Source organism: Nocardia aurantia (genome assembly GCF_009604425.1).
GTDB classification, from domain to species: Bacteria; Actinomycetota; Actinomycetes; order Mycobacteriales; family Mycobacteriaceae; genus Nocardia; species Nocardia aurantia.
The window spans coordinates 143,548-165,844 of sequence record NZ_WEGI01000005.1 but is presented as its reverse complement, the minus strand read 5'-3'; the positions used below and the strand labels follow the sequence as shown (position 1 = coordinate 165,844).

The following is a 22,297-nucleotide window of genomic DNA, read 5'->3' as shown; positions in this document are numbered from 1 at the left end:
ATAGCTGAAGGTTCTCGACGCGGTAGCCGAGAGTTGTCGGTGCGGTAGCCCGGTAGTTCGCGGCCCGGCTCGATCCTGGACTGACGGAGGGAGGGAGCGCAGCGACTGACCGGAGGAGGGAAGGATCGAGACTTGGGGGCCGCGAACCCGCCGGAGCGAAGCGGAGGCCAAAGATACAGCAGATACCTCATTGTGGGCACTGCTCCCGACTCGAGTGTTTAGGCTGTGTGGCGTGCGAGGAATCGGCTCTCGCGGCGATACCCGCACGCGGGTGCGGGCGGCATCGGCGCTGGCTACGGCAATGCTCATGGCGCGGACTACCGGGGCGTTCTACGTCATGGGTGGTGTCCTGGGCCTGCTGATCACTGCCGTCGCCCCGGGTACCGAGGGCAACCGGCCGCTGGTGGGTGTTGCCGCGGCGATCGCGCTGTTGCTGGGCATCAGTTTGCTGATCTGGGGCCCGCATTTGCCGCACTGGATCCACCACGGCTACGTCGCGGTCGCGACGGTCCTGGTGTCGGTGGCGGTGCACTGGTTCCCGAACATGGTCGGCGGCATCAGCCTCGCCTCGTTCTACGTCTTCGTCGCCTGCGACGCCGCGATCTTCTTCGCCTGGCAGTGGGTCGCCGCGCACGTGCTGCTGGCGGTGTTGCTGTGCCTGTGGGTGGTGCCCTCGCGCGGCCTGCCCTGGTGGTCGGGCATGATCCCGGCCGGGGTCACCGTCGGCGCCGGCATGGTGGTCGGGGTGCTCACCCGGCTGGCCGCCGACGCCGACATCGACACGCTCACCGGCCTGCTGAATCGGCGCGGCTTCGACCGCGCACTGTCCGGCGCCATCGGGCACGCCACTCGCACCGGCCAGGGCCTGGCGCTGGTCCTGGTCGACCTGGACCGGTTCCAGAAGATCAACGACCATCTCGGGCATCGCGCCGGCGACGCCGTCCTGCAACGGGTCGGCGACACCTGGTCGAAGCTGCTCGCCCCCGACCAGCGGCTGGCCCGCTACGGCGGCGACGCGTTCGCGCTGTTGCTGCCCAACACCACCGAGCAGGCGGCGATCCTGCTCACCGAACAGCTGCGGGCCGCAGTCACCACCGGCTGTTCCGCCGGTGTCACCTCCTGGCAGCCCGGCGAATCCGGTTCGCTGCTGGTCAGCCGTGCGGACGTCGGCCTCTACCGGGCGAAGCAGGCCGGCCGCAACCGGACCGTGCTGGAATCCTCACGGCAGCTGCCGCTGGCCGTGGAGTTGCGCGAGGCCATCGATACCGGCGCGCTGGACGTGCACTATCAGCCGATCGTCAGCCTCAGTGAGGACGGCGGGCAGGCGGTCGGCGTGGAGGCGCTGCTGCGCTGGTCGTCGAGCGCGCAGCCGGACGTCACCACCGAGGGCCTGATCCGGGTGGCCGAGGAATACGACCTCATCTCCGATCTGGACGAGCTGGTGTTGCGCCGGGCCTGCGCCGACGCGGCCCGGTTGCAGGACAGCTTCGCGCAACTCGACCTGACCCTGAACGTCAACGTCAGCGGCCTGGAACTGGCCGAATCCGATTACGCGGACCGGGTTTCCGGCATCCTCGCCGACACCGGCTGGCCCGCCGAGCAACTGGTGCTCGAGGTCACCGAGAGCGAATTGGCCGCGGAATCCCAGACGGCCCTGGGGAATCTGCACAAGTTGCGGGACCGCGGGGTCCGGATCGCCATCGACGATTTCGGTACCGGGTACTCCTCGCTGAGCCGCCTGGCGACCATCCCGAGCGACATCCTGAAGGTGGACCAGTCGTTCGTCGCGGCCATCCGCTCCGACTCCCCGGCCCCGCCGCTGCTGGGCGTGATCGCGGCGCTGAGCAAATCGCTCGACCTGCAGGTGATCGCGGAGGGTGTCGAGACCGAATATCAGGCCGCGGTGCTCACCGAACTCGGTTTCGCGCTCGCCCAGGGCTACCACTACAGCGATTCGCATCCGGTCGCCGAACTGATCAGCGACCTCAACGACCGCCGGGGCCTGGTCGGCGCGGGCATCCCGGAGGGTGACCACACCGCCACCGGCAACGGCTGGATCCCGGTCGAGAACGGTTACGGGCCGAACTGATCCCGCCCGGATACGACCGGACACCGCGGTCCGGTCCGCGTCGGCATCCCGGGCCACGTGGCCGCACCCACCTGCCGGAGTCGGCCCGGTGACTCAGAGCTTGCGGCTGCGCAGTTCGTGACCCTTCGAGGTCTTGCAGCGGCCCGATTCCAGATCCCACTGCCAGCCGTGCAGATTGCAGGTCAGGGTGGTGCCCTCGACCACACCGAACTTCGACAGGTCGGCCTTCAGGTGCGGGCAGCGCCGCTGCACCTCCCAGCCGGCCAGCTCGCAGGAGGCCGAATCGTCGTGCGATTCGGCGAACCAGCCGTCGGCGTAGGCGATGCGCTCGTCGCTGAGGCATTTGAAGAACGTGTAGAGGTACTCGTTGTACCCGCCGATCCGCCACGCCTGGAAGCGGGTGGACAGGAAGATGGTGTTGACCCAGTCCGGCTCGTCGTCGCGGAGCACCGTGCGGACCAGTTGCGGGTCGATGCGGAAGCCGTAGCGGTACTTGCCCTCGCCCTCGATCGGGGCGCGCACGATCCGCTCCGGGAAATCCAGCACGACGGTCTCGTGCCCGAGCACCAGGCCCACCGGATAGCCGATGCCGTCGGAGATCTGCGGGCTCGCCGCCATGATCGGCTCGAACAGCGCCTTCAACTGCGGCAGCAGCGGTTCGTCGCCGATGGCCCAGTTGGCCTTCTCGGCGGCCAGGATCGGCGCCTTCTCCTGCGCCAGCCGCTCGATGTAACCGGCCTTGTCGCCGTAGATCTGCTCGGGATCGACCGGATGCGCCACCGACAGTTCGGCGCCGCGCACCTCGGCCACCGAGCCGGGGATCATCAGCACGCCGTGGTCGTTGCCGTGCAGCCGCAGCTGCTCCAGGAAGGTGACCTGATCGGGGAAGATGTTGCCGTTCTCGGTCGAGGACCGGTCCGGGCCGTCGTCGTTGAGGTAGCGCAGCTCCGGATCCAGGAACACCGGCGGGCCGGCCGACGGCACCACCCAGGTCGCGCCGACCTGCTCGACATAGCTGCGGGCGCGGTCCATGCCGCGCTGCCGCTTCTGCTTGCCGAAGTTGGCCTTGGTACGGGCCGGGATGTCGTACACCATCGGGTACCAGATGGCCCCGGAGTACTGCAGCAGGTGCACGTCGACGTGGCCGAACTGGTCGTGCAGCACATCCATGTCGACCGGCCGCGCGTCGTTCATGTTGAAGCAGACCGTCTCGCCGTCGGAGACGACCAGCCCGGAATCGCCGATCGGGCCGTCCGCGGGGGCACGCAGGGCGATGATCATCACATCCAGGTCGCCGCCCGGGCCGCTGACCGTGTGCCGGACCGAGTCGCTGGTCTCGAAGAACTTCTGGAAGCCGAGCTTCTCCAGCTCACGCTGCAGATCCGGCACCGGATAGTCCGGCAGCAGGACCGTGGCGTCCTTGTTGACGTGCTCGGCGAGCAGCGCGGCGTCGAAGTGGTCCCGGTGCAGGTGCGAGACGTACAGGAAATCGACGTCGCCCAGTTCCGCCCAGTCCAGCCCGGAATTGTCCGGGAACGGGAACCACGACGCGAAGTACGCCGGGTTGACCCACGGATCACACAGGATCGACCCGGCCGCGGTGCGGATATGGAAGCCGGCGTGGCCGACGCTGGTGATCTGCACGAACCTAGTCCCTCCTGAACCGAGTGCCGGTGACCCAGGGTAGCGGCTGAACCGTGACATCGCCGATCCGGCGCCGCCGCGCCGCCGCGTTCGCGTTGGATGTCCGAAATGGTGCGATGTGCCGGTGTCCCGGGTCAGCGGCGCGCCGACCGACTAGGCTGGCCGAACGTGGAACCCGTCTATCGGACGATCATCGGGCTGGCCCGGACCGTCTTCTTCGCACAGGGCCTGAAATTCGACGTCAGGGGTGCCGAGCGCATCCCCGCCACCGGTGGTGCGGTCATCGCCGTCAACCACACCGGATACCTGGACTTCACCTATGCCGGGCTGCCCGCCCGCACTCCGAAGCGCTATATCCGGTTCATGGCGAAGAAGGAGGTCTTCGACAGCCGCGTGTCCGGCCCCATCATGCGGGCATTGAAGCACATCCCGGTGGATCGCGGGGCGGGCGCCGACTCGTACCAGGCCGCGGTCGACTATCTGCGCCGCGGCGAACTGGTCGGCGTGTACCCGGAGGCCACCATCAGCCGCAGCTACGAGATCAAGGGCTTCAAGTCCGGCGCGGCCCGGATGTCGATCGAGTCCGGCGCGCCGATCATCCCGATGGTGATGTGGGGTGCGCAGCGGGTGTGGACCAAGGGCCATCCGAAGCGCCTCGGCCGGACCAACACGCCGATCTCGATCGCGGTGGGCGAGCCGATCGTCCCGCCGGTGGTCGAGGGCGGCGACATCTCCGCCGCGGCCACCGAACTCACCGAGCGGCTGCGCTCGACCATGCAGGACATGTTGCTGGAGTTGCAGAAGGACTACCGGCACGAGCCGGGCGCGTACTGGGTTCCGGCCCGGCTGGGCGGCAGTGCGCCCACCCTGGAGGAGGCCGACGCGCTCGATGCCGCCGAGGCGCAGGAGCGGGCCGCCCGGCGGAAGACGGCATCCGGTCCGCAGTAGGCGCGAACCGGCAGGTAGTGCGGGAGAGTTCGATGGTGTTGGGTCGAGAACCGGTCTTCGATGTGCTCACCGGTCTGGTGCGTACCTTCTTCGGCCTGCAGGGCCTGCGTTTCGATATCGGCGGGCAGGACAACATCCCGCGCACCGGCGGCGCCGTGCTGGCGGTGAACCACACGGCGTACCTGGACTTCATGGAGGTCGGCCTGGTCGGCCGCAAATCCGGCCGCAACGTGCGCTACATGATGAAGGCCGAGTTGGAGCACGGCATCGTCGGCTGGCTGATGAAGCACTGCAAGGCGATCGGCGTCGACCGCAGCGCGGGCGCGCAATCCTATGCCCGCGCGGTGGACTCGCTGCGGGACGGCGAGATCGTGGTGGTCTATCCGGAGGCCACGATCAGCCGCAGCTTCGAACTGAAGGAATTCAAGTCCGGCGCGGCCCGGATGGCGATCGAGGCCGGCGTGCCCATCATCCCCATGACCATCTGGGGCGCTCATCGGGTCTGGACCAAGGACCTCCCGAAACAGCTGGGCCGCCACCGCTTTCCGATCAACATCCGGATCGGCGCGGCCATCCCGCCGGGGGAGTCGGCCGACGCCATGACCGCCGATCTGCGCACGGCCATGACGGAACTGCTGGCCCACGCCCAGGAAGGCTACGAGATGCCCGCCGGCGCCCCCTGGGTCCCGGCGCGCCTCGGCGGCTCGGCACCGACTCCGGAACAGGCCGTGATCCTCGACCAGGAGGAACTGGCCCGCCGCCGCGCCGCCGCCGAGCGCCGCGCGGCGAGTTGATCGGTAGGTCGGCGATATCCGGTGCGGGCGTTGCGGTCTGGTCAGCTCGGATCGGAGCCACGGATGGCGGGTAGCCAGACGGCCACGGCGGCCGCGACGACCGTGGCACCGCAGTAGGCCCCGACGCCGCCCCCGGCGACATAGATCCAGAGCAGGCCCGCGAAGGGGGCCGCGATGGCGTGCTGGGCGTCGAGGAGCAGGCGGCGGCCCAGGCGGGCGCTGCGCACGGCCCTGGCCGGGCCGTCCGGATCGGCGCGGCCGGGGTTGTCGATCAATCGGCCGACGGGTTCCGAATCGCGCCGCCGTCCGGCCGGATACACCCGCAGCGGGCCGATCCGGACTGTGCCGCCGAAGGTTTCGATCGTCGATACAGGCAGCGTGACCAGTGCCGGATCGAAATACACCGGCAGCCAACGGGTCCGGCCGTCGACCGGATACTCCAGCCAGGAGCGGCTCGTCAGCCGGTGCTGCTGCCGGACCCGTTCACCCGTCGCGGCCGGCGAGCCGGGCGGTCCGGGAGTCGTTGCCGGATGGCGAGATTCGGCCGGCTCCGTCCGGACGCCGCCGGACGTCGCCGGGCGGAACCGCCCGAACGCCACGGCAAGCCGGAAACCGGTGTAGCCCAGCACGATCAGCGCCACCGTCACCAGCATGGCCAGCTGTTCCGGATCGGCGACCGGCGTCCAGGCCAGGCAGACGATCAGGGCAGCGCCCGCCGTCAGCACCGGGTAGGCCAGTGGGTGACGGAGAGCGGAACTCACTGCACGAAGCCGATTTTCGTCCAATCCGCGGAGGCGAGCCCGAACGCACCGATATTCGCCAGGTTCGAGCGGACCGCGTAGTTACCGGACGCCTGGTTCAGCGGCAGCGAGAAACCCTCTTCCCAGATCATCTTGTCGCACTGGTTGGCGAGGTCGATCGCCTTCGCCGGATCCAGTTCCGCGAGCGTCCGGTCGATGAGCGCGTTCAGTTCCGGGGAGCCGATGCGGCCCTTGTTGCCCTGCTGATTGTCCGGGTAGTAAGCGTAGATCTGTTCCAGCGCCCCGAGCGGCAATGCGCTTCCGCTCCAGCTGAACTGCGCCAGATCGAAATTGCCGGGGTTGATCACGCCGGTGAACAGGCTCTGCCCGGGGAAGGTCTGGATGTCGAGCTTCACGCCGACCTTGGCCAGGTTCTCCTGGATGATCTTCGCGGTGTCGACCCACAGGTCCTGCTGGTACATCACGTCGCGCAGCACCAGTTTGCGGCCGTCCTTCTCCCGGGTGTCGCCGTTGAGTTTCCATCCCAGCGCATCCAGTTCCGTGGCGGCCTGATTCGGGTCGAACGCGGTCGGCGCCGAATTGTCCTGGTAGCCCTTCTGCCCGGCCATGAAGATGTGATTGTTCAGCGGTTTGGGATCGTCGACGATCCCGTGCTGGCTGGCGTTCACGATGGCCTGCCGGTCGATGGCCTTCGAGATCGCCAGGCGCAGTTTCGGATCGGCGAGGATCGAACCGTTCGCGCCGTTGAAGGTCAGCACGCTGTACGACGGTTGGGCCGCCCGGCGGATCACGATGCCGGGGGTGTTGCGCGCGGCCGTCACATTCGACAGCCCGGACATGTAGGCATAGTCGAGTTCGTTGTTCTGGATGCCGCCCAGCACCGCGCTGATGTCGAGCACGGAGAAGGTGACGGTGTCCAGTTTCGGCGGCGTACCCCACCATTTCGGGTTGCGGCCCAGCGTGATCCGGTTCTGCGTTCGATCGATGTTGCTGATCACGAACGGCCCGGCACTGACTGTGAGGGTGCTGCGGTCCAGGTCGTTGAATGCCTGTGGGGTCGCGGTGACGGCTTTCGGATACAGCGGGCTGAACTGACCCTGCCATTCGGCGTACGGGTGGCTGAAGGTGACGATCGCCTGGCGGTCATCGGTGCCGCGTTCCACCTTCGCGACCCGATCGAAGCCCGACGGGGAGTTGATCTGGTAGCCCTTGTCGGCCCCGGCCAGCGCCACCGCCTCCGACTGCAGATCCTCCCAGGTGATCAGGCTGCCGTCGGTCCACACCGCCTTCGGATTGATCGTGTAGGTGACCTGTTGCGGGTCGGTCCCGGTCAGTTTCACGTCGGTGAAGTAGTCGTGGTTCACCGTGAACTGCCCGGCTGCGTCGACGGTGAACGGCGACGGCATGAGTGGGTCCAGGACCTGGGAGACGTCGGCGTCCGAGTCGATGTGCAGGCTGTTGAAGGTCTCCGGGAAGGAGTCGATCTGCATCCGTAGATTGCCGCCGTCCTTCAACGTGGCGGGATCCTGTGGATTGATGTCGTTGGTCGTCCCGACGTCGGCGGTACCCCCTGGCCCGGTTCCGGCGCTACAGCCCGATACCAGCAGTCCGACGGCGACCGCCGGGATCGCGAGTCGTGTCACCAGTGGACGAATCCGCACGGTGCGCTCCTTTCCTCAGTTCACGAAACCGATGACGGTGTAGTCGTAGGAGGCCAGCCCCGCCGCGCCGAAGTTGGCGACGTTGTCGCGCACCCCCCAGTTGCCCGGGTCCTGGGTCAGCGGCAGCGAGTGTCCCTCCTCGAACACCGCGCGGTCCACCTGATTCGCCAGGTCGATCGCCTTGTCCGGATCGAGTTCGGACTGGGTCCGGTCGATCAGGTCGTTGAGCGCGGGCGAGCCGATCCGGCCGAAATTGCCCTGCTCGTCGTCGGGATGCAGCGCGTAGATCTGCGGCAGGCTGCTGAGCGGGAACGGATCGCCCTGGTAGGAGAACTGGATCAGGTCGAAATCGCCGGGGATCGCCACGCCGGTGAAGAAGTTCTGCGCCGGCCGCACGTCGAGGTTCAGTTTCACGCCGACGCGGGCCAGGTTGTCCTGGATGATCTGGGCGACCTGCACCCAGGTGGGATCGTTGTACATGACGTCACGGATCTCCAGCCGCCGTCCGTCCTTGACCCGCACGTCGCCCTGTAGCGTCCAGCCGAGTTTGTCCAGTTCGGCCGCTGCCGCCGCGGGATCGAAAACCGGTGCGTTGTCCCGATATCCGGGCTGTCCCTCCAGAAAGATGTGGCTGTTCAACGAGACCGGGGTGTCGGTGAGGCCGCGCAGGATGGCCGCCGCGATCCCCTGCCGGTCGATCGCCTTCGAGATCGCCACGCGCAGTTGCTGATCGGTCAGGATCGACCCGGGCGAGCCGTTGAAACTGAGCTGCCGCCACCGATTTCCGGGCGCGCGCCGGAGTGCCACACCCGGCGAACTGCGCACTGCCGCGACATCGTTGCTGGTGCTGAGCCAGGTGGCGTCGAGTTCGTTGTTCTGGAGCGCGCCGGGCCAGGCGGCCCGGTCCAGCACGCTGAACGTGATGGTGTCCAGCTTCGGCCGCGTACCCCACCATTTCGGGTTGCGGCCCAGCGTGATCCGTCCCTGGGTGCGGTCGATCGACTGCACCGCGAACGGTCCGGCGGTCAGCGTGAGCCCGTTGACGAGTCCGTGGTTGAACGCCTCCGGATCGCCGGTCACCGACTTCGGGTACAGCGCCGAGTTTCCGGAGAACTGGCCGCGCCATTCGGAATAATGCCGGTTGAAGGTGATGACGGCCTGCCGGTCGTCGACGCCGCGCCGCACGTCGGCCACCCGGTCGAAGCCGTTGTTGATGGCGATCAGGTACCGCTTGTCGGTGCCGCTGAGGGCGTGCGCCTGCGCGGCGATATCCTCCCAGGTGATCGGGGTGCCGTCGCTCCACACCGCCCTCGGGTCGATGGTGTAGGTGACCTGTTGCGGATCGGTGCTGGTCAGCTGTACATCGGTGAAGAAGTCGTGGTTCACCTCGAGCTGCCCGCCGGGGTCCATCGTGAACGCCTGCGGCAGCGTCGGGCGGATGATGTCGGCGAAATCGGCGTCGTTGCCGTCGTTGGAGAGCAGATTCCAGTTCTCCGGGATCGACGGGGTCGGCAGCCGCAGGTTGCCGCCCTCGCGAACCCCGTCGCGCGGAACCGGATTGATGTCGTTGGTGGTGCCCAGCGCCGTACGCCCGGCCGGCGCGGACACGCCGCCGGAGCAGGCGTCCAGCCCCAGCACCAACGCGACGGCGACCACCGCCGCCGGCACTGCGCGCGCGAGTTTCCGCACGATGCCCTCCTATCGTGAGACGACCGGAACCGGTACCGCGTCGATCAGGGCCCGGGTGTACTCGTCCCGGGGATCGGCGAAAATCTGCTCCGCCGGGCCGTATTCGACGATCCGGCCGCGGTACATCACCGCGATGTCGTGGGCCAGGTTGCGCACCACCGAAAGGTCGTGGGACACGAACAGATACGCGAGGCCGCGTTCGATCTGCAAGTCCCGCAACAGGTTCAGTACCCCGGCCTGGATCGAGACGTCCAGCGACGACACCGGCTCGTCGAGCACCAGCAGTTCCGGATCCAGCGCCAGTGCGCGGGCGATGTTGATGCGCTGCTTCTGCCCGCCGGAGAAGTCGGCGGGGTAGCGGTCGGCGTGTTCCGGTTGCAGCCCGACCTGCCGCAGCAGTTCGGGTACCCGCCGGCGGATCTCGTCGCGGCGGCGGCCGTCGACCCGCAGCGGTTCGGCGAGCGCGTCGAAGATCGGCAGCCGCGGGTCCAGCGAGGACGACGGATCTTGGAACACGATCTGCATCCGCCGCCGCAGTTCCCGGCGCTGCTCCCGGCCGAGAGTGGCGACGTCGGTGCCGAACACCTCGATCGTGCCGGACTCCGGCCGCACCAGATCCATGATCTGGGTCAGCGTCGTGGACTTACCCGAACCGGACTCGCCGACCAGCGCCAGCGTGCGCCCCGCCCGGATCTCGAAGTCGATCCCGTCCACCGCGTTCACCACGCCGGTGCGCCGGCGGAACACCATCCCGGAGGTGAGCGGGAATGTCTTGGTCAGCCCGGCGACCCGCAACACCACCGGCGGTTCGGATTCGTACCCGGTGCCCGCGACCTCTCCGTGCCCGGTGCCGGAAACTCGGCCGTCCCCGCTCCTGGCGCCGCCGGGTTCACCGCGCCCCGTGCCGTCTGCCTCGTCACCGGGGCCGGTCTCGCGGCGATAGGCGGCGAACAGCTCCTCGCTGCCCACGATGCCGGTGCGGAGGCAGGCGGCCGCGTGGTCGGGCGCGAGCGGCGCCAGCTCGGGTTCGATCACGCGGCAGTCATCGATCGCGACCGGGCAGCGCGGGGCGAACGGGCAGCCCGGCGGTAGCGCGTGCATGGCCGGCGGGTTGCCGAGGATGGGGATCAGCGGGGTGCGGGCCGGGCCGTCCATCCGCGGGATGGAACCCAGCAGGCCGACGGTGTACGGCATCCGCGGTTCGTTGAACAGGTCGGAGACGGGCGCGGTCTCGACGATCCGCCCGGCGTACATCACCGCCACCCGGTCGGCGAGGGTGGCCGCGATCCCCATGTCGTGGGTGATCATGACGACGCCCGCGCCGGTGATGTCGCGGGCGGTGCGCAGCAGGTTCAGGATCTGCCGCTGCACGGTCACGTCCAGCGCGGTGGTCGGCTCGTCGCAGATGATCAGTTCGGGGTCGTTGGCGATCGCCATCGCGATCACCACCCGCTGCCGCATACCGCCGGAGAACTCGTGCGGGAAGGCGCGGGCGCGCACCTCCGGATCCGGGATGCCGACCAGATCCAGCAGTTCGACCGCCCGCGCCTCGGCTTGGCGCCGGCTCAGATCCTTGTGCGCGGTCAGCGCCTCGGCGATCTGGTCGCCGACCCGGTACACCGGGGTCAGCGCCGACAACGGGTCCTGGAACACCATGGCGATCCGGCTGCCGCGCAGCGCCGACAGCTGCCGGTCGCCCATGCCGAGCAGTTCCCGGCCGCGCAGCCGGATCGATCCGTGTACGCGGGCCTGGTCGGGCAGCAGGCCCATCACCGCCAGCGAGGACACCGACTTGCCGGAGCCGGATTCACCGACGATGGCCAGCACCTCGCCGTCGGAGACGGTGTAGTTCACGCCGCGGACGGCGTCGACGCGCCCCTCCTCGCTCGGGAACGACACCGCCAGATCGGACACCTCGAGCAGGGGCACGGTGGGCTCGGTCATGTCGCCTGGACCTTCTCGTCGGCGGACGGCGCCGCATCGGTCGTGGTGTTCTTGCGGCGCCGGGCCCGGGCGCGCCGCGAACCCGGATCGAACGCGTCGCGCAGCCCGTCACCGATCAGGTTGGCGCACAACACGATCGCGATGAGGAAGCCGCCGGGGAACAGGAACATCCAGGGGGCGGTCCACTGGTCGGCGCCGCGGCCGATCAGCGATCCCAGCGATACGTCCGGCGGCTGGACGCCGAAACCCAGGTAGCTCAAACCGGTTTCGGACATGATCGCGGATCCGATGGCCAGCGTGGTGTCGATGATCACGATCGAGGCGATGTTCGGCACGATGTGGGTGGTGATCACCGTCCAGGTGTTCGCGCCCATATACCGTGCGGCCCGGACGAATTCGCGATCGCGCAGGCTCAGGGTCATACCGCGGACCAGGCGGGCGCTGATCATCCAGCCGAAGGCGGCGAGCAGCACGGTCAGCAGCAGGATCGAGCCGCTGCCCTTGGTGCGCGGGGCGAAGATCGCGATCACGATGAAACTCGGCACCACCAGCAGCAGATCCACCACCCACATGATGGCCCGGTCGGTCCAGCCGCCGACCAGTCCGGCCACCGAACCGGCCGCGACCGCGATCAGCGAGGTGAGAATCGCCACACAGATGCCGATCACCAGGGACTTCTGGAGTCCGTGCAGGGTCTGCGCGAGCATGTCCAGGCCGATGGTGTCGGTGCCGAACCAGTGCTTCGGGCTCGGCGGCTGTTGCAGCGCGTAGCTGTCGCGCTGGGAGTACTTGTAGGGCAACAGCGGTGGCAGGCCGAACGCGCCCGCCACGATCAGCAGCAGCACGATCGCGGCGGCCACCGCCGAGCGGTTGCGCCGGAACCGCCGCCACACCAGGGTCCGCCGCCCGGCCCCGGTGGCCTCGGGCGTGCCCTGCACGATCATCTCGGTCTCGGTCATGCTCATCCGACACGCACCCGGGGGTCGAGCATGGCGTACACGATGTCGGACAGCAGGCCCGACACCAGCACCACCAGGCCGGTGAACGCGGTGACGGTCACCACGATGTACAGATCGTTCGCGTTGACCCCGTCGATGAACCACTCCCCGACGCCGTGCCAGCCGAAGATCTTCTCGGTGAAGGTGGCGCCGGTGATCAGGCCGCCGAGGCCGTAGGCGAACAGGGTGGCCATCGGGATCAGCGCCGTCCGCAGCCCGTGCCGGTAGAGCGCCCGGCCGCGGGTGAGCCCCTTGGCGCGGGCGGTGCGGATGAAATCGCTCTGCAGCACGTCGAGCATGGCGTTGCGCTGGTAGCGGCTGTAGCCGGCCATCGAGCCGAGCGCCAGGCCCAGGCTCGGGACCACCAGATGCTGTAATCGGTCCACGAGTTGGTTCCACCAGCCGTGCACCGCGGTGGCCGAGGTCTCGCCGGTGTACAGGAAGATCTGCATCCCGGTCGCCGAATTTACCTGCAGCGCACCGTATTTCAACAAGGTGGCGAGCAGGAACACCGGCGTGCTGAGCAACAGCAGCGAGACCACGGTCGTGAAGTAGTCGCTGAACTTGTACTGCCGGATCGCGCCGGCCGCGCCGATCAGCACGCCCAGTACGGTGCCGACGATCGAGCCGATCAGCAACAGCCGCAGGCTCACCCCGATCCGCCGCGGCAGCTCCTTCGAAATCGGCTGTCCGGCCAGGGTTTTGCCGAAGTCGCCGTGCGTCACGCCCTTCGCCCAGGTCAGATAGCGTTGCGGGATCGGCTCGTTCAGGTGCAGTTCCGCGGCCTTCGCATCGATCACCGACTGCGGCGGCCGCGGGTTGCGCTGCTCGAGGTTGTTCAGCGGATGAAAGGTCAGCGACGCCAGCGCGAACGTCAGGAACGACGCCAGGATCAGCAGGACGACGTAGTTCAGCGCGCGCCGCAGCAGAAAGCCGGTCATCGGTCCCCTCGGGTCGGTTCCTAGCCCCTGATCATAGGGACCGTCGCGGCGGACGGCCCGTCATGCGCGGTCTGCGACATGCGGGAATCGTCTCATCCGGGACGGTCGTGTTCATATCGGCGCACCGCGCCCGACCGTTGCATGGCGTATCCTGGCGGACCCGTCCCGGCCGACAAGGAGGCACCGGTGACCGTTCCCGACCTGCAGAAACCCAAAATGGTGGCGACCGACGTCGACGGCACTCTGATCGACGAGCGGGAGCAGGTGAGCGCGCGTACCCGGGCCGCGGTCGGCGCGCTGGTGGCCGACGGCGTGCCCTTCGTGCTGGCGACCGGGCGCCCGCCGCGCTGGATCGCGCCGGTGGTGTCGGGCCTGGACCACGCCCCGCTGTGCGTCTGCGGCAACGGCGCGGTGGTCTACGACAGCGCCACCGACCGGATCCTGGAGGCCAGTACCCTCGAGCCCGCCGAGCTGACCTGGATCGCGGCGCTGGCCGAGCGGATCCTGCCCGGCTGCGGCCTGGCCGCCGAACGGGTCGGCCGCAGCGCCCACGACGCGGCCACCCCGCAGTTCGTGAGCTCACCCGAGTACGAGCACGCCTGGCTGAATCCGGACGACACCCGGGTGTCGCGGGCCGAGGTGGTGTCGGCTCCGGCGATCAAGATGCTGATCCGCCTGCGCGGCGCCGAGAGCGCCGACATGGTCGCGGCGCTGGCCCCCGAACTGGCGGACCGCGCCGACCTCACCTACTCCACCAACAACGGCCTGATCGAGGTCTCCGCCCCCGGTGTCACCAAGGCCTCCGGCCTGGCGACGGTGGCGGAGCGGCTCGGCGTCGGGCACGAGTCGATCATCGCCTTCGGCGACATGCCCAACGACGTGCCCATGCTGCTCATGGCCGGGCACGGCGTGGCCATGGCCAACGCGCACCCGGCCGCGCTGGCCGCCGCCGACGAGGTCACCGGCACCAACGCCGCCGACGGCGTCGCCTGCGTCCTCGAACGCTGGTGGCGCTGAGGACTCCGGCGCGGGGACACCGGGTGCGGGGAGCCGGAACACCGGATGGCGCCGGAGCCGCGCTCGAGATCTCGCGCTGCTCAGGGGGTTCCGGAGTCGCTGCCGGTCCCCGGTGACCAGGCCGGGTTCGCGCCCGGCGGCACCTGCGCGGCCGACGGTGTGCCGGCCCCCCGATTCCCCGGCGGTATGACCGCATTCCCCTGGGGTGTGACCGCATTCCCCTGGGGTGTGACCATATTCCCTTGGGGTGTGACCGCCGCGCCCGGCGCGTTCCCCTGGGGCACGGCGGGTGTGCCCGGCCGGCTGCCCACCCCGGCCTGATCACCGCGCTGGGAGACGTCCGCGTAGTAGCTCACCAGCGTGGTCACGATGCCGGTCAGCTGGTTCAGGATCAGCGAGCCGTACTGGAAGTCCGACCGCAGCCCGTCCGGCACCGCGTAGGCGTTGCGCGTCGGCAGCCCGAGCACCCCGGATTCGGCGCCCAGTTGCAGGAATCGGTCCAGCAATCGGCCGACCACCTCGACCACCTGCCCGTCCGGCCGCGCGTACACGTAACCGTTGACGAATCGGGCGTACTGACCGCCGTCGCTGGTCCGCCGCGGCTCCGAGGCCGCCGCGCCCAGCCGCCCGTTCGGGCCGCCCTGCGCGGACCAGTACTTGGCGATGATGTTGTCGTTGACCAGGCCGAGCAGTTTGGTGGTCAGGTCCGCCAGCATGTTCAGGTCGATCCGCGGACCCGGCGGCGGGGCCGGGGCAGTGGCCGCCGGCCGGTTCGAGGACACCCCGAGATCGGCCCCGGAGGCCCCGGAGACCCCGGCACCGGGCGCCGCGGCCTCCGTGGCCGCGATGTCGCGGATCCGATCCATCTGCGCGTAGGCGGCGTCGCCCGGGCAACTGGTGTTGCCGACGTCGCGGTGCGCGAAGACGATCGGCAGCCGCACCGCCTCGCCCTCGTCGTACTTGCTGTAGACGGTGCCCTCGGAATACAGCGTCGTGCTGCCCTTCGGATCCAGCCCGGCCGTCCGGGCCCGCCAGCCGATGAACTGCCCGGCCGCCTGCAGGGCCGCCTCGCTGGGCGCTTCGTCGCCGTAGTTGCCCATCAACGCGACACCGGAGGTGTTCTCGTTGAAACCACCGGCGTGCGCGCCTTCCACCGGCCGGTCCAGGCCGCCGGCCCGGCCCTCGAAGATCTGCCCGTACTTGTCGACGAGTGCGTTGTACCCGATGTCGCACCAGCCCAGTTTGCGGGCGTGATAGGCGTAGATGGCGCGCACGATGCCCGCCGATTCGGCCTTGCTGTACTCGGTGCGACCGGCGGTGTGGTGCACGGTGATCGCGCTGACGCCGTCGTCGTAGGTGGGCTCCGAGCAGCGCAGCGATTCGTCGGCGCCCCACTGGGCCCGGCTGATCACCCGGGGCCCGTTGCCCGGCAGCGGCGTGGCGACCGAGGACAGGTTCTCGTCGATGAAGCCGCGGCCCGGATCGATCAGCACCGCCGCGAGTGTGCGGGTCGGATCGTCGGCCGTCGCCGGAGTCCCCGACAGCGGTTCGGAGGCCGGATCACGTTGATACTCAGGCAGATTCGGCACGATCGCCGGATCCGAGGCATCCGGCGCGGCGCTGTCGTGCACGGCGGGCGCGGAATCCGCGAGCGGGTAATCGCCCGGCGCGCTGTGCATCTCGGGCAGAACGACACCGATGCCGTCCGCCGCGAGATCCTCGGCGCGTGGCGTGGCCACCCGGCGGGCGGCCGCCGTCGTGCCCGGCTGCCGGGTGACCAGCACCTGGACCGCCTTGGTCTCGCCGACGTAGATCGGTTCGGTCCCGGTGCGATCGTCCGGCGACGGGACGAAATGATCGCTGCGGCGGGTGTCGACCGGATCGGTGGCGTACCACGCACCCCAGCTGCCGTCGGCCTGCTTCGCCCGGACCATGGTGGTGGTGCCCGCCAGATCCTTCGCGGTGAACGCGACCAGGCTGAACGGGGTGTCGCGGGTCAACTCCTTCACCGTCGCCCCGACCCGATCGGTGAGTTCCGCCGGCACCGCGCCCGGGCTCAGCGCCGGGGCGCTCGGATCGGCCCCCGCCGGAATCACCGCATCGCCGGCGGCCCGCGGCGACCGGCCCGCCGGGGCCGGATCGGTGGTCGTCGCCGTGACCGGCGCGAGGCCGGGCGCAGCCGATCCGGAGCCCGGCGCCGCGCGCAGCCGCTCACCCGCGACGGCGTCCGCGGTCGGCACGGGTGTGGCGACGGGCAGTGGCACCGGCGGGGCCTGGAGTTGCGGCAGCGGCGGGAATCCGGGCGCGTTCGGTGTGGTGGCCGGGGTGACGGCCTGCGGGGCGTTCGGCGTGCCGGCCGACGCGACCGCCTGCGGTGAACTCGCCGGCGTGCCCGGCCCGATCGCCTGCGGCACGGCCGGTGTCGCCGGTGCGACGCCCTGGGGCGCGACCCCGCCGGGTGTGGTCGTCGTCGTGGTCCCGCGATCGAACTGCGGCAGTGGGATCTCGCTGGGCAGAGCCATGCCGGGGACCAGCGACGGCAGTCCGCCGGGCAGCGGGATGGACGTCGGCAGCGGCAGCGCGCGCAGGTCGGACAGGTGCAGATCGGGCAGATTCAACCCGGTCAGCTCGCGCAGCGGCAGCGTCACGTCCGGTGCGGCGGCGAGGGCCACCTCGGCCATCCGGGCCGGCACGGCGGCGATGCCGTTCTCATTCGCCGGTCGGTAGCCACCTGGTCCGTGTGCGACGTAGGCGGTCGCCAGCGGCGCGGCGACCGCGACAATGGTGACGACCGGGAGAACATAGGGACGTTTGGGTCTGCGGTACGGCACGATCATCTCCCATTCCAGGTAGAACCCGTTGATCAGCGGCCAATGCGCGAATTGAGATCCGGCCGATCAATGGCCACACGTGTCTCGGCTGTACAAACCTAAGTCTCTAGTAGAGGATTAGCCCGAATCGACCCGAATGTAGCTGTGCTTTAGCCAGTGATCGGCGGGACATGCCGTTGCCACGGTCACGGCGTGATCACATCCCCTGATCGCGACCGACGACCACTACCTGCGGCAGAGCATGTCGGTCATCGACAGTCGAGGACCGTGCGGCGATCACGGCCGGGCAGGAGCATGAGCACGGTGCTCGCGCACGCAGTGCGGCAGTGCGCCGGTGCTTTCCACCCCGGGATCCGGCGGGCCCTCGACACAACGGAGGTTGCGGTGGTGCCACGCGGTGACCGGCCCGGCGGCGACGGCCACACCGCCCGGGCACCGAGGTCCATCCGGATGAGTCCCACGCGGTGAACCAGTCCGGCCGTCTCAGGCACGACGCGTTTCCAGCAGGATCCAGCGACAGACGGAGGTTGCAGTGATGCGACGCGGTGATCGGCGCGGCCGGACGATGGCAGCCGGACTGACCACACTGCTGGTGACCTCCGGTGCGGCCGTCGTCGGCTGGTCGGCCGCCACACCGGCCGGACCTGTCCATACGGCCGATGCGTATCGCCCGGCCGGCATCGGCCACGGCCGTGGCATGAGCCAGTTCGGTGCGATGGAACAGGCCGCGGCGGGCGCCTCCGCCGACCACATCCTGCTGAGCTACTACCCGGGCGCGACGCTGGCCGCCGTCCCTCGCACCCCGGTCCGGGTCCGCCTGACGTCCGACGACGGCGAGCCCCTGGACGTCTACTCCGACACCGGCCTGCTGGTCGGCGGCCGGCGGGTGGTCGCGGGTCAGGCCGCCCATCTGACACCCACCCCCGGCGGCGGCGCCGACGTGGTCGTCAGCATCGACTGCGACGGTGACACGTTGTGGCGCGGGCACATCGACGACCCCTGGGCCTATCCGCTGGATCCGGGCAGCAACCGCCCGGCCGCCGAGCATCTGCGGATCTGCGGCGCCGGCACGTATCGCGGCGCGCTCGGTGTCGCCCTGGAAGGCGACGCCGCCCGCACGATCAACGAGGTGGACGTCGAGGACTACCTGCTCGGCGTGGTGCCGGCCGAGATGCAGGCCAACTGGGCCGACCGCGGCGGGAACGAAGCGCTGCGCGCGCAGGCGATCGCCGCCCGCTCCTACGCGCTGGCCGAACACCGCTACCCCTACGCCCAGACCTGCGACACCACCGACTGCCAGGAATATCCCGGCACCGAACGGGAGGACGACCGCGCCGCGGCCGCCGTGCGCAGTACCGTCGGCCAGGTGCTGCTGCGCACCGGCCGCATCCTGCGCACCGAGTACTCCTCGGCCCCCGACGGCGGGCAGCCGATCGACATCACCACCCTCGACCTCGGCCCGGCCCCGCAACAACTGGCCGCCGTCCCGCATCCGAACATCGCCCCGATCCCGCGCCCGCAGACCGTCATCGACGCGAAATACGCCGAGACCGGCGGTAACTCGGGCCCGCTGGGATCGCCCGAAGGCCCGGAACTTCCCCTCCCGGGCAACCTCGGCACCTACCGCCAATTCCACAACGGCGTCATCGTCGCCACCGCCGCCCTGGGCGTCCAGGTGATCGATCTGGGCGCCCTGAACGCCCTCCTCCACCCCGTCCCGCGCCCCGCCGACCACCCACTGCACGACGCCACCCCTGCCCCCGGAACGGCCGCCACGCCCACCCCGTCACCGACGCCGATGGCACCCGTACCCGCCACCGCTCCGGACGCGAATCCAGCTCCGGCCGTTGCGGCTTCCGCCCCCGGGACATCGGGCGCCGAGAATGCGGGAGCCGCCGCGGGCTGGTCCTCGGTCGAAGCGCCGGTGCGCCGGCCGGAAGCCGCGAGCGCGGGCGCAGGCGTCGCACCGCACGCCGGCGCCACCCCACGCTGAGGGCGCAGGCTCGGCCGAGGACACACGCTCGGCCGAGGACACACGCTCGGCCGAGGACACACGCTCGGCCGAGGACACACGCTCGGCTGAGGACACACGCTCGGCTGAGGGCGGACGCTCGGCTGAGGGCGGACGCTCGGCGAGGGCGCGGCCATCGGCGCCCCGGACCACCACGGCGGCAGCTTCTCCGGCCGAAGCCCGGCTACTCCGAGTCCCGGCGGCGACGTCTCTGCAGGAGGCGCGAACACCTCCTTTCCGCGCCGGTGCCTCCGCCGGCATCGGCGACCCTGGCGAGGTCTCGGCGCATCGGGCGTGGGCGCATTCGTAGCACCGGATCCGCCGCTGTCCCGGCGTTTCCGGGGCTGCTCGTGCTCACCGGCCCGCTGAGTGCGCTCGGGCGGGGCCACCGAGTCGCTTACCCGAACTGACGCGCATCGGGCGCCTGCCCAGGGGGCCGGTGCGGGGTAGGACGTCCCGGCGACGGCGCGGGCCGGCAGCGGGGCCGCGGCAGGTTCTCGTGGCGGGCTTGACCTTGACGTAGCGTCAAGATGCAACCTGGAGTGGTCGACGCGACGAGGGAGCGAAACCATGGGGTCCGGGTCCGAATGGTCGATTCAGGAGCTGGCCCGGGCCGCGGGCACCACCAGCCGCACGCTGCGCCATTACGGGCAGCTGGGGCTGCTGCCGCCGGCCCGGATCGGGGCCAACGGCTACCGGTACTACGACCAGGACGCCATGCTGCGACTGCAACGCATCCTACTGTTGCGGGAGCTCGGCCTCGGCCTGCCGGTGATCGCCGAAGTCCTTGCGGGACAGCAGGACACGGCGGCCGCGCTGCGGGCCCAGCTCGGCCTGCTGGAGCGGGAGCGAGAGCGGATCACCCGGCAGATCGCGTCGGTACACACCACATTGCGCAAGACGGAGGCAGGTGAGCCACTCATGGCCGAGGAAGTATTCGACGGGTTCGACCACACCCGGTATCGGGACGAGGTGATCGAGCGCTGGGGCCGGGAGTCCTACGACAGCGGTGATCGCTGGTGGCGGTCGATGACCGACGCCCAGCGGCAGGAGCACGGGCAGCGGCACCTCGACATCGCCGCCGACTACGGCCGGGCCCACGCCGCGGGGCTGGCGCCGGACGACGACGCGGTGCAGGCGATCGTGGCGCGGCATCACGACTGGATCGCGATCGGCTGGCAGGGCCGGCAACCCACGGCGGCGGCGTTCACCGGTCTCGGTGACATGTACGTCGCGGATCCGCGGTTCGCCGCGAACTACGATCGGCACGGTCCCGGAACGGCCGAGTTCGTCCGGGCGGCGATGGGCGTGTACGCCGAAAAGCGGTTGGCGTGACGGGAATTCGTGCCCCACGAATTCACCACGGACCGTTCACGGTTCCGTCTCGAGTGTGGACAGCGCCGTAACGGAACCCTAGCCTCGATTCTTATCCGATTGTCCTTTTTCCGACCGGTGATCACACCGCCTTCACGGAGGGTGGGACAGGCATGCGCAAGCTCCGTGTGACGGCCCTGCTCGATGGGCGGGTCATCGATCTGGACGCCGTCTCCGGCGTCTGGACACTCTTCATCGACGGCATCTGCCATCACCCCGACGACATCGTGGACGATCCGCGGACCGGCCGCGTCTTCTGGGTGGAGCGGCCCGACGATTTCGACCCCGCCCGGATCGCGATCCAGCGGGTCGAGGCCGACGGGACCGATCGGGTGACCATCGTGCCGGGCGGTGACGGGGTGCCGTCCGGCCTGGTCTGCGACGTCGACGCCGGCAAGCTGTACTGGGGAGTGGTGGGGAGCGCGCGCGTGCTGCGCTGCGATCTGGACGGCGCGAACATTGAGAGCGTGATCGATCTCGCGTGCGCCTACACCTCGGTGCAGGCGGTGCGCCGTACGCTGTCGCACTCCTGCCGGGGCCGCGGCGATTTCTCCTCCTCGGCGGGGGCGAGTTCGGCCGGGAGATCCTGCGGCGGCCGGTAGGCGTTCGCGGAATTCACGGCGAATTCTCGGTGACGGTTTCCCGGTGCGATTCCTACGGAGCGAGGTGCTGCATGGGCAAGCTGCTGGCGCTGGCGGTGTCCCGGGGCGAGATCCTCGAGGTGGACACCGACACCGGAACGACCGCCGTGTTCGCGTCCGGGCTGAACCGGATGCCCGACGGCATCGTCGAGGATCCGAAGACCGGCCGGGTGTACTGGACGGATATGGGCGCCGACCCCGCCGCCGGCACCGGGTCGATCGAACGGGTGGACGCCGACGGCGGCGGCCGGACCACGATCGTCCCGGTCGGCGGCGCCCACACCCCCAAACAGCTGGCCGGCGACTGGGTCGAGGGCAAGCTCTACTGGAGCGACCGCGAGGGCATGCGGGTGATGAGCTGCGACCTGGACGGGGAGAACGTCGAAACCCTGATCGACCGCTCCACCGGCGAGGAGGACGAGGAGCTGCGGCGCTGTGTCGGCGTCGCCGTCGACCACGGCCGCGGTCAGCTGTACTGGACCCAGAAGGGTCCCGAGGACGGCGGCCTGGGCCGGATCTTCCGGACCACCGCGGCCCCGGCCCCCGACCCGGCCCACCGGCCCGATCTGGAGATGTTGTGGTCCGGCCTGCCGGAGCCGATCGACCTGGAGCTCGACCTCGACAACGAACTGGTCTACTGGACCGATCGGGGTGCGCCGCCGACCGGCAACACCCTCAACCGCGCCCCGCTCCCGGCCCATCGCGCGCCGGGACGACCGCCGGAGATCCTGGCCGACGGTTTCGGGGAGGCGATCGGCCTCGCGCTGACCGCGGACCGGAAGCTGGCCTACGTCAGCGATCTCGCCGGGGCCATCCACGAGGTGGACGTGACCGCCCGCACGAAACGGCCGGTGTTGTGGTCCGGCACCCCGCTCACCGGCCTGGTGATCCGCAAGCACGGCGGCTGATCGAGCCGCTGGGTGCGGACCGGCTCGCAGACTCGCCCTGGCGGCG

At 69.8% G+C, this 22,297-nt stretch carries 16 protein-coding genes; 8 read left to right on the top strand and 8 right to left on the bottom strand.

Annotated features, from left to right (window positions below; translation table 11 throughout):
* The first annotated feature begins 307 nt into the window (after positions 1-307).
* Positions 308-2,089 carry a putative bifunctional diguanylate cyclase/phosphodiesterase gene (locus NRB56_RS12500; RefSeq protein ID WP_227837606.1) on the top strand — a complete coding sequence of 594 codons (1,782 nt, stop codon included), beginning with the start codon at positions 308-310 and terminating at the stop codon, positions 2,087-2,089.
* A gap of 93 nt (positions 2,090-2,182) precedes the next feature.
* Here the strand turns inward: NRB56_RS12500 and NRB56_RS12495 are convergent, their stop codons facing one another.
* Positions 2,183-3,733: a Rieske 2Fe-2S domain-containing protein gene (locus NRB56_RS12495; protein ID WP_319942901.1), complete on the bottom strand. Its 1,551-nt coding sequence runs from the start codon at positions 3,731-3,733 to the stop codon at positions 2,183-2,185.
* A gap of 168 nt (positions 3,734-3,901) precedes the next feature.
* Between NRB56_RS12495 and NRB56_RS12490 the strand changes: the two genes are divergently transcribed.
* Positions 3,902-4,681 carry a lysophospholipid acyltransferase family protein gene (locus tag NRB56_RS12490; protein ID WP_319942900.1) on the top strand — a complete coding sequence of 260 codons (780 nt, stop codon included), beginning with the start codon at positions 3,902-3,904 and terminating at the stop codon, positions 4,679-4,681.
* A gap of 32 nt (positions 4,682-4,713) precedes the next feature.
* Entirely contained in the window at positions 4,714-5,475 is a 762-nt protein-coding gene (locus NRB56_RS12485) for a lysophospholipid acyltransferase family protein (RefSeq protein WP_194290831.1), read from the top strand.
* Between the two features lie 41 nt (positions 5,476-5,516).
* On the opposite strand, the gene NRB56_RS12480 is transcribed toward NRB56_RS12485, so the two are convergent.
* Genes NRB56_RS12480 through NRB56_RS12455 form a run of 6 tightly spaced genes read right to left on the bottom strand, consistent with a single transcriptional unit; the run spans position 5,517 to position 13,469 of the window.
* Complete coding sequence (locus NRB56_RS12480; RefSeq protein WP_319942983.1) at positions 5,517-6,176, bottom strand: hypothetical protein; 660 nt, start codon at positions 6,174-6,176, stop codon at positions 5,517-5,519.
* Positions 6,177-6,232: 56 nt separating this feature from the next.
* Positions 6,233-7,897: an ABC transporter family substrate-binding protein gene (locus NRB56_RS12475; RefSeq protein ID WP_319942899.1), complete on the bottom strand. Its 1,665-nt coding sequence runs from the start codon at positions 7,895-7,897 to the stop codon at positions 6,233-6,235.
* A gap of 15 nt (positions 7,898-7,912) precedes the next feature.
* Positions 7,913-9,586, bottom strand: a complete 1,674-nt coding sequence (locus NRB56_RS12470) for an ABC transporter family substrate-binding protein (RefSeq protein WP_319942898.1) — start codon at positions 9,584-9,586, stop codon at positions 7,913-7,915.
* Between the two features lie 9 nt (positions 9,587-9,595).
* On the bottom strand, positions 9,596-11,530 hold the full coding sequence (locus tag NRB56_RS12465; RefSeq protein ID WP_153341607.1) for a dipeptide ABC transporter ATP-binding protein: 1,935 nt from the start codon (positions 11,528-11,530) through the stop codon (positions 9,596-9,598).
* On the bottom strand, positions 11,527-12,489 hold the full coding sequence (locus NRB56_RS12460; RefSeq protein WP_153341605.1) for an ABC transporter permease: 963 nt from the start codon (positions 12,487-12,489) through the stop codon (positions 11,527-11,529). Before NRB56_RS12460 ends, NRB56_RS12465 begins: the two co-directional genes overlap by 4 nt.
* 2 nt (positions 12,490-12,491) lie before the next feature.
* On the bottom strand, positions 12,492-13,469 hold the full coding sequence (locus NRB56_RS12455) for an ABC transporter permease (protein WP_153341603.1): 978 nt from the start codon (positions 13,467-13,469) through the stop codon (positions 12,492-12,494).
* A 216-nt stretch (positions 13,470-13,685) separates the two neighbouring features.
* Between NRB56_RS12455 and NRB56_RS12450 the strand changes: the two genes are divergently transcribed.
* Positions 13,686-14,486: an HAD family hydrolase gene (locus tag NRB56_RS12450; RefSeq protein ID WP_194290851.1), complete on the top strand. Its 801-nt coding sequence runs from the start codon at positions 13,686-13,688 to the stop codon at positions 14,484-14,486.
* 80 nt (positions 14,487-14,566) lie between these two features.
* On the opposite strand, the gene NRB56_RS12445 is transcribed toward NRB56_RS12450, so the two are convergent.
* Positions 14,567-17,317 carry an N-acetylmuramoyl-L-alanine amidase gene (locus NRB56_RS12445; protein WP_406603470.1) on the bottom strand — a complete coding sequence of 917 codons (2,751 nt, stop codon included), beginning with the start codon at positions 17,315-17,317 and terminating at the stop codon, positions 14,567-14,569.
* Positions 17,318-17,852: 535 nt separating this feature from the next.
* On the opposite strand from NRB56_RS12445, the gene NRB56_RS12440 reads away from it, so the two are divergent.
* The 4 genes from NRB56_RS12440 to NRB56_RS12425 all read left to right on the top strand — a co-directional run bounded on the left by NRB56_RS12440 (position 17,853) and on the right by NRB56_RS12425 (position 22,251).
* Entirely contained in the window at positions 17,853-19,310 is a 1,458-nt protein-coding gene (locus NRB56_RS12440) for a SpoIID/LytB domain-containing protein (RefSeq protein ID WP_227837602.1), read from the top strand.
* 588 nt (positions 19,311-19,898) lie between these two features.
* Complete coding sequence (locus NRB56_RS12435) at positions 19,899-20,663, top strand: MerR family transcriptional regulator (RefSeq protein WP_153341599.1); 765 nt, start codon at positions 19,899-19,901, stop codon at positions 20,661-20,663.
* 152 nt (positions 20,664-20,815) lie between these two features.
* Positions 20,816-21,304, top strand: coding sequence for a hypothetical protein (locus tag NRB56_RS12430; protein ID WP_153341597.1), 489 nt, complete (start codon positions 20,816-20,818; stop codon positions 21,302-21,304).
* Positions 21,305-21,375: 71 nt separating this feature from the next.
* Positions 21,376-22,251, top strand: coding sequence for an SMP-30/gluconolactonase/LRE family protein (locus tag NRB56_RS12425; protein WP_153341595.1), 876 nt, complete (start codon positions 21,376-21,378; stop codon positions 22,249-22,251).
* Positions 22,252-22,297 lie beyond the last annotated feature (46 nt).